Below are 6,648 nucleotides of genomic sequence, written 5' to 3' on the forward strand. Positions count from 1 at the left end.
CCTTCCCTCCCCCAGGCTCTCGGCTTCGCTCGAGCAGGGGGGACCCCCATCGTCCCCGGGGGCCGCCGCCCCCGGACCTCCGCTTTCGCCCCTGAACAGGCCTCGTTCTCGAACGCCCGACGGGCTGGTTGTCGCCGTTGCCGGAGGAGAGGCGTTCACGTTCTCCTACGCCGAGCACGCCGAGCTTCTTCGTGCCGCCGGCGCCGAGGTCGTCCCCTTCGATCCGTTGCGGGACGAACAGCTGCCGAGCGACACCCGCGGGCTGGTCATCGGTGGCGGTTTCCCCGAGGTGTACGCCGCCGAGTTGTCCGCCAACGAACCTCTGCGCAAGGCCGTCGCAGCCCTCGCGGAGAGTGGCGCGCCCGTCGCCGCCGAGTGTGCCGGACTGCTGTACCTGTGCCGGGAGCTCGACGGTCAGCCCATGTGCGGGGTGCTCGACGCCACCGCGCGGATGTCCGAACGGCTGACGCTGGGCTACCGGGACGCCGTCGCCGTGAGTGAGAGTGTGCTCGCCGAGCCGGGGACCCGGATACGCGGGCACGAGTTCCACCGGACCGTGGTCGAGCCCGGCGCGGGGGCGGCGCCTGCCTGGGGAGTGCGCGCCCCGCGTAAGCGTGTCGAAGGGTTCGTACAGCAAGGCGTGCACGCGAGTTATCTGCACACGCACTGGGCGGCCGCGCCCGGTGCGGCCCGTCGGTTCGTGGAGAGGTGCCGGACGTCATGAGCAGCAGGCTGATCGGGGTCGGTGTCGGTCCGGGCGATCCGGAGCTGGTGACCGTGAAGGGGGTCAACGCGCTGCGTGAGGCCGAGGTCGTCGTCGTACCGGTCATGGATACCGGGGAACGCGGGCGCGCCGAGGCCACCGTGCTGCACTACGTGCCGGAGGAGAAGGTCGTACGGGTCGTGTTCGCGCTCAACGAGCGGACCGACCGGGCGCGGCGTGAGGCTGCGTGGGACGCCGCCGGGACGCGGGTGGCCGGGTTGCTCGAACGTCACTCCGCCGTCGCGTTCGCCACCATCGGGGACCCGAACGTGTACTCCACCTTCACCTATCTCGCGCAGACCGTCGCCGGACTGGTGCCGGGGACCGTCGTCGAGACGGTTCCGGGCATCACCGCCATGCAGGATCTCGCCGCCCGCTCCGGTGCCGTACTGACCGAGGGGACCGAGCCGCTCACGCTCGTGCCGGTGACGGCGGGGGCCGCCGTGCTGAAGGAGGCGCTGGGCGGGCCGGGCACGGTCGTCGCTTACAAGTTCGGGCGGCAGGCGAAGGAGGTGGCCGAGGCGCTGCGGGAGACCGGGCGGATCGAGGACGCCGTGTGGGGGTCCTCGCTCGGGCTGCCGGACGAGTCGATCCGTTCCGCCGACGGGCTCGACGACGTCCCGCTCCCCTACCTGTCCACCCTCATCGCGCCCGCCCGGCGCGACGGCGGACGCGGCGGAAAGCTGTGAGCGGCAACGGCAACGGCAAGGGTTCGGGAGTGGCGTCAGCCGCCCGCCACTCCCACCACCGGCCGGATGAACGCCGCTCCCGCGAGCGTCGCCGGCAGCGTGGAGCGGGCCGGGTGCTCGTGGTGCGCCTCGGGGAGGATCCCGGCGGCGGCCAGGTACGGCGAAGCGCCGCCGAAGAAGCCGAGGCAGCAGCCGAGCGCCTGTTCCGGGACGGTGACGAGCAGGGTCGGGGCCGCGCCGGCGACCGGGGCCGCCGCGTCCGCGAACAGCATCGCGAGCGCCCGGCGGCACGGCGTCCGGCGGCATGGCGTCCGTCGCACCGTGGCCGACCATCGCGACGGCGGCCGTCCGGCGGGCGTTCACGCACGCGGCACCCCCTATGACCCACCGCCACCCCTGGAGCGGTACCAGCACCGCCCCCGGACCTGACCGGGACCCGCCCCGGAGCACAGGCCGCTCCCGGCCCCTGACCCTGGCACCACCCCGGAGCACTACCAGCACCACCCCCAGAGAGGACCGATCCCATGGCCGATGCCCCCACCGGCACGGTGACCTTCGTCGGTGCCGGCCCCGGCGCCGCCGACCTGTTGACGTTCCGTGCCGCGCGCGCCATCGCGGAGGCGGACGTCGTGATCTGGGCGGCCAGCCTGGTGCAGGCGGAGGTCCTCGACCACGCGCGCGAGGGCGCGGAGATCCTGGACTCGGCGACCATGTCGCTGGAGGACGTCGTCGCCGTGTACGAGCGGGCCCGCGAGCAGGGGCTGAAGGTGGCCCGTATCCACTCCGGTGACCCGGCCCTGTGGGGCGGTACGCAGGAGCAGCTCGACCGGTGTGCCGAGCTCGGGATCGCGACGGAGGTCGTGCCAGGTGTGTCGTCCTTCTCGGCCGTGGCCGCGCTGGCTCGGCGCGAGTTGACCATTCCGGAGGTCGCGCAGTCCGTGGTCCTCACCCGGCTCGGCGGGGGCAAGACGCCCATGCCGCCCGGGGAGGAGGTGCGGGAGTTCGCCCGGCACGGTACGACCATGGCGGTCTTCCTGTCGGCCGCGCGGAGCGGTCAGCTGGTGCGGGAGCTGCTGGAGGGCGGATATCCGACGACGACGCCCGTGGTCGTCGCGTACCAGGCCACCTGGCCCGAGGAGCTCGTCGTGAAGTGCACGATCGAGACGCTGGAGGAGACCGTCAAGGAGCACAGGCTGTGGAAGCACACGCTGTTCCTGGTCGGTCCGGCCCTCGACGCGCACGGCACGCGCTCGCACCTGTACCACCCGGGACACTTCCACGGGTACCGGAAGGCCGACCCCGCGGCCCGCAAGGCCCTGCGGGAGGCGCGGCGCGACACGGCGGACAGCGCCCGGCGAGGGGCCACGCCGTGATCACCGTCATCGGTACGGGGACGGGGGCGCCCCTCACCCCGGACGCGAAGGAGGCTCTGGCCGGGGCGGCGGTCGTCGTGGGTGCCCGGCGGCATCTGGAGGCCTCCGGGCTGCCGCGCACGGTCGAGCGGATCGTCCTCGGCCCGCTGGCGCCCGCTCTGGACGCGATCCAGGAGCACCTGGAGAAGGACGAGGGGCGGCGGATCGTGGTCCTCGCCTCCGGCGACCCCGGCTTCTTCGGGATCGTGCGGGTGCTGGCCGAGCGGTTCGGGGCGCGCGGGCTGGACGTGCGGCCGGGGGTGTCGTCCGTCGCCACCGCGTTCGCGCGGGTCGGGCTGCCCTGGGACGACGCCGTGGTGGTGAGCGCGCACGGGCGCGATCTGCGGACCGCGCTGAACGTGTGCCGGTCCCAGCCGAAGGTGGCGGTGCTGACGGGTCCGGGTTCGGGGCCCGCCGAGCTGGGCGCGGGGCTCCGGTCGACCGGGCGGGTGCTCGTCGTGGCGTCCGCGCTCGGTGACCCCCGGCGCGAGCGCGTGGAGCGGGTGACACCCGCCGAGGCCGCGGGCCGCGGCTGGGACGGCGCGGTGAGCGTCGTGCTGTGCCTGGACGAGGAGCGGCTGGTCGCTCCCGTGCGGACGGTGGCCGGTCCGGCGCCCCGGCCCGTCGGCTGGGCCCTCGGCGAGGACGCGTTCGCGCACCGGGACTCGATGATCACCAAGTTCGAGGTGCGGGCGCTGGCGCTGGCCCGGCTCGGTCCGCGCCTCGGCGACCTGGTGTGGGACATCGGCGCGGGCTCCGGTTCCGTGGCCGTGGAGTGCGCACGCCTCGGCGCCGCCGCCGTCGCGGTCGAGAAGACACGGGACGGGGTGGAGCGGATCCGCTCCAACGCCACGGCGCACGGCGTCGACGTACAGGTGGTGCACGGGGCGGCGCCCACCGTGCTGTCCGATCTGGACGATCCGGACGCCGTGTTCGTCGGGGGCGGGGGGCGTGAGCTGCCCGCGATCGTCGCCGCGTGCGCGCGGCGCGCCCGGCGGACAGTCGTGGTCGCCCTGGCGGCGCTCGACCGGGTTCCGGCGGTGCGGGACGCGCTCACCGGGGCCGGGTTCGGCTGTGACGGCGTCCTGTTGCAGTCGTCGCGGCTGGCGCCGCTGCCGGGGGACGTGTCCCGGCTGGCGGCGACCAACCCCGTTTTCCTGCTGTGGGGCGTGAGGCCCCCGGCGCGTACCGAAGGAGTTGCCCATTGAGTCCTCTCCCTCGCGCACGAGGGAGATTTCTGGCTCACGCTGCTCGTCGGCTCAGCGAACCATTGAGTCTCACGCGATCAGCACCAGCCGGGTTGAAACCAGCCCGGTTTATTAAGTTTTGGGAGGTTACTGCTGTGCTGGCTTGGTTCTCGCTCAGCAATTCACGACGCTACCAGCCACCGTGCGGAGGTACCCAGTGATCGGCCTGATTTCCGCCACCGCGGCGGGCGCGGCCGCCCGTGACCGGCTGGCCGCGGCGTGGCCGGACCGCACGCGCGTGTACGACGGGCCCGTACGGAACGCCGTGCGGCGGGCGTTCGGGGAGTGCGAGCAGCTGGTGTGCTTCCTCGCGACGGGCGCCGTGGTGCGGCTGGTGGCACCGCTGCTGGGCGACAAAGCGTCCGACCCCGGGATCGTGTGCGTGGACGAGGGCGGGCGGTTCGCCGTGTCGCTGGTCGGCGGGCACGGGGGCGGCGCCAATGAACTCGCCCGCGAGGTCGGTGGGTTGCTGGGCGCGGAGCCCGTGGTGACCACGGCGACCGATGCGGTGGGCGTGCCGGGCCTCGACACGCTCGGGTTGCCCGTGGAGGGCGATGTCGCCGGGGTGACGCGGGCCCTGCTGGACGGGGAACCGGTCGCCCTGGAGGCGGAGGTGGCGTGGCCGCTGCCCGCGTTGCCGGTGGCGGGCGAGGGGGCGTACGCCGTTCGTCTCACGGACCGCGCGGTCGATCCCGGTGAGCGGGAGGTCGTCCTCCGTCCGCCGTCCCTCGTCGTCGGTGTGGGTGCCTCCAGGGGTGCGCCCGTGGAGGAGGTCCTCGGGCTGGTCGAGGGGGCGCTGCGGGACGCGGGCCTCTCCGTGCGCAGTGTCGCCGAGCTGGCCACGGTGGACGCCAAGGCCGGGGAGCCCGGGATCGTGGGGGCGGCGGAGCGGCTCGGGGTGCCCGTGGTGACGTACTCCGCCGAGGAGTTGGCGCGGGTGACGGTGCCGAATCCCTCGGACGCGCCGCTCACGGCCGTGGGCACGCCGTCCGTGGCGGAGGCCGCGGCCTTGGTGCGCGGGGGTGAACTCCTCGTTCCCAAGCGGAAGTCGGAGCGCGCGGACGGCCTGCCCGCCATGGCGACCTGTGCCGTCGTACGGCGCCCCGGGCGCGGTCGGCTCGCGGTCGTCGGGCTCGGGCCGGGCGCCCGTGACCTGCTCACCCCGCGTGCCGAAGCCGAACTGCGCCGCGCGTCCGTGCTCGTGGGCCTCGACCAGTACGTCGACCAGATCCGCGACCTGCTGCGCCCCGGCACCCGGATCCTTCAGTCCGGGCTCGGCGCGGAGGAGGAGCGGGCGCGGACGGCGGTCGCCGAGGCCCGGCGCGGGCGGGCGGTCGCGCTGATCGGCAGCGGGGACGCGGGTGTGTACGCGATGGCGTCGCCCGCGCTGGCCGAGGCGTCCGACGACATCGACGTGGTGGGTGTGCCGGGTGTGACGGCTGCGCTCGCGGCCGGGGCGATCCTGGGCGCGCCCCTGGGCCACGACCATGTCTCGATCAGCCTCTCCGACCTCCACACGCCCTGGGAGATCATCGAGCGGCGGGTGCGGGCGGCGGCCGAGGCCGACATCGTCGTGACGTTCTACAACCCCCGCAGCCGGGGCCGGGACTGGCAGCTGCCCAAGGCGCTCGCGATCCTCGCCGGGCACAGGGAGCCGACGACGCCGGTCGGTGTCGTACGCAACGCCTCACGCCCGGACGAGTCGAGCCGCCTGACGACCCTGGCCGCGCTGGACCCGGCGATCGTCGACATGATGACCGTCGTGACCGTCGGCAACACCGCGACCCGCGAGATCGCGGGCCGCATGGTCACGCCGCGCGGCTACCGCTGGCAGGAGGGGGAGGCCGAGTGAGCGCAGGAGGAGGCCCGGTGAGCCAGGTGTTCCCGGAGGAGCGGGTCGTGCACCCGATCGAGGCGGAGTCGTTCCGGCGGCTGCGGGCCCGGCTGGACACCTCGCACTTTCCGCCGCTGACCCGCGCGGTCGTGGAGCGGGTCATCCACTCGGCGGCCGACCTCGAGTACGCCACGGATCTGGTGACGGACGAGGGCGCGCTGGAGAGGGCGCACGCCGCGCTGCACGCCGGGGCGCCGGTCGTCGTGGACGTGGAGATGGTCGCGGCGGGCATCACGCGCCGGGAGACCGTCTGCCGTCTCGGGGACGCGAGGTCCGGCCCCGGTCTGACGCGCTCGGCGCACGCGATCCGCCTCGCGCACGAGGAGGTCGGGCCGGGCGCGCTGTGGGTGATCGGCTGTGCGCCCACCGCCCTGGAGGAGTTGCTCACCCTGGACGCCGACCCGGCGCTCGTCATCGGTCTGCCGGTCGGTTTCGTCGGCGCGGCCGAGTCCAAGGCCGCGCTGCGCGAGAGCGGGTTGCCGGCCGTCAGCAACGTGTCGGAGAAGGGTGGTTCGGCGGTGGCGGCGGCCGCGTTGAACGCCCTGCTGTACCACCCCGTATCGTCACCGTCCATATCGTCATCCGTATCGTCGGAATCATTCGTGGCGCCAGTACCGCCCGTCCCGGAGGAGAAGTCGTGACC

5 protein-coding genes and 2 pseudogenes are annotated in these 6,648 nt (G+C 74.1%); 6 read left to right on the forward strand and 1 reads right to left on the reverse strand.

From position 1 onward, the window contains the following. Both FNH04_RS38780 and cobI read left to right on the forward strand, forming a co-directional pair. Positions 1–724: pseudogene (locus FNH04_RS38780) on the forward strand (cobyrinate a,c-diamide synthase); the annotation flags it as partial. Beyond that, positions 721–1,452, forward strand: a complete 732-nt coding sequence (cobI, locus tag FNH04_RS38785; RefSeq protein ID WP_152790647.1) for a precorrin-2 C(20)-methyltransferase — start codon at positions 721–723, stop codon at positions 1,450–1,452. The pseudogene FNH04_RS38780 and the gene cobI, both read left to right, overlap by 4 nt. A 35-nt stretch (positions 1,453–1,487) precedes the next feature. Here cobI and FNH04_RS38790 read toward each other — a convergent pair. Next, a pseudogene (locus tag FNH04_RS38790) lies at positions 1,488–1,739 on the reverse strand (permease); the annotation flags it as partial. Positions 1,740–1,976: 237 nt separating this feature from the next. Here FNH04_RS38790 and cobM point away from each other — a divergent pair. The 4 genes from cobM to FNH04_RS38810 all read left to right on the forward strand — a co-directional run bounded on the left by cobM (position 1,977) and on the right by FNH04_RS38810 (position 6,646). Continuing rightward, positions 1,977–2,825, forward strand: coding sequence for a precorrin-4 C(11)-methyltransferase (cobM, locus tag FNH04_RS38795; protein ID WP_152790649.1), 849 nt, complete (start codon positions 1,977–1,979; stop codon positions 2,823–2,825). After that, on the forward strand, positions 2,822–4,072 hold the full coding sequence (cbiE, locus tag FNH04_RS38800) for a precorrin-6y C5,15-methyltransferase (decarboxylating) subunit CbiE (protein ID WP_322725114.1): 1,251 nt from the start codon (positions 2,822–2,824) through the stop codon (positions 4,070–4,072). The genes cobM and cbiE overlap by 4 nt, the downstream gene beginning before the upstream one ends. 196 nt (positions 4,073–4,268) lie before the next feature. Then, positions 4,269–5,963, forward strand: coding sequence for a precorrin-3B C(17)-methyltransferase (gene cobJ, locus FNH04_RS38805; RefSeq protein ID WP_322725116.1), 1,695 nt, complete (start codon positions 4,269–4,271; stop codon positions 5,961–5,963). Positions 5,964–5,989: 26 nt separating this feature from the next. Then, a complete protein-coding gene (locus tag FNH04_RS38810; RefSeq protein WP_386575006.1) occupies positions 5,990–6,646 on the forward strand; it encodes a precorrin-8X methylmutase in 657 nt (218 codons plus the stop codon). Positions 6,647–6,648: the final 2 nt, after the last annotated feature.

The sequence above is a fragment of the Streptomyces phyllanthi genome (assembly GCF_009377205.1).
Taxonomy (GTDB): Bacteria; Actinomycetota; Actinomycetes; order Streptomycetales; family Streptomycetaceae; genus Streptomyces; species Streptomyces phyllanthi.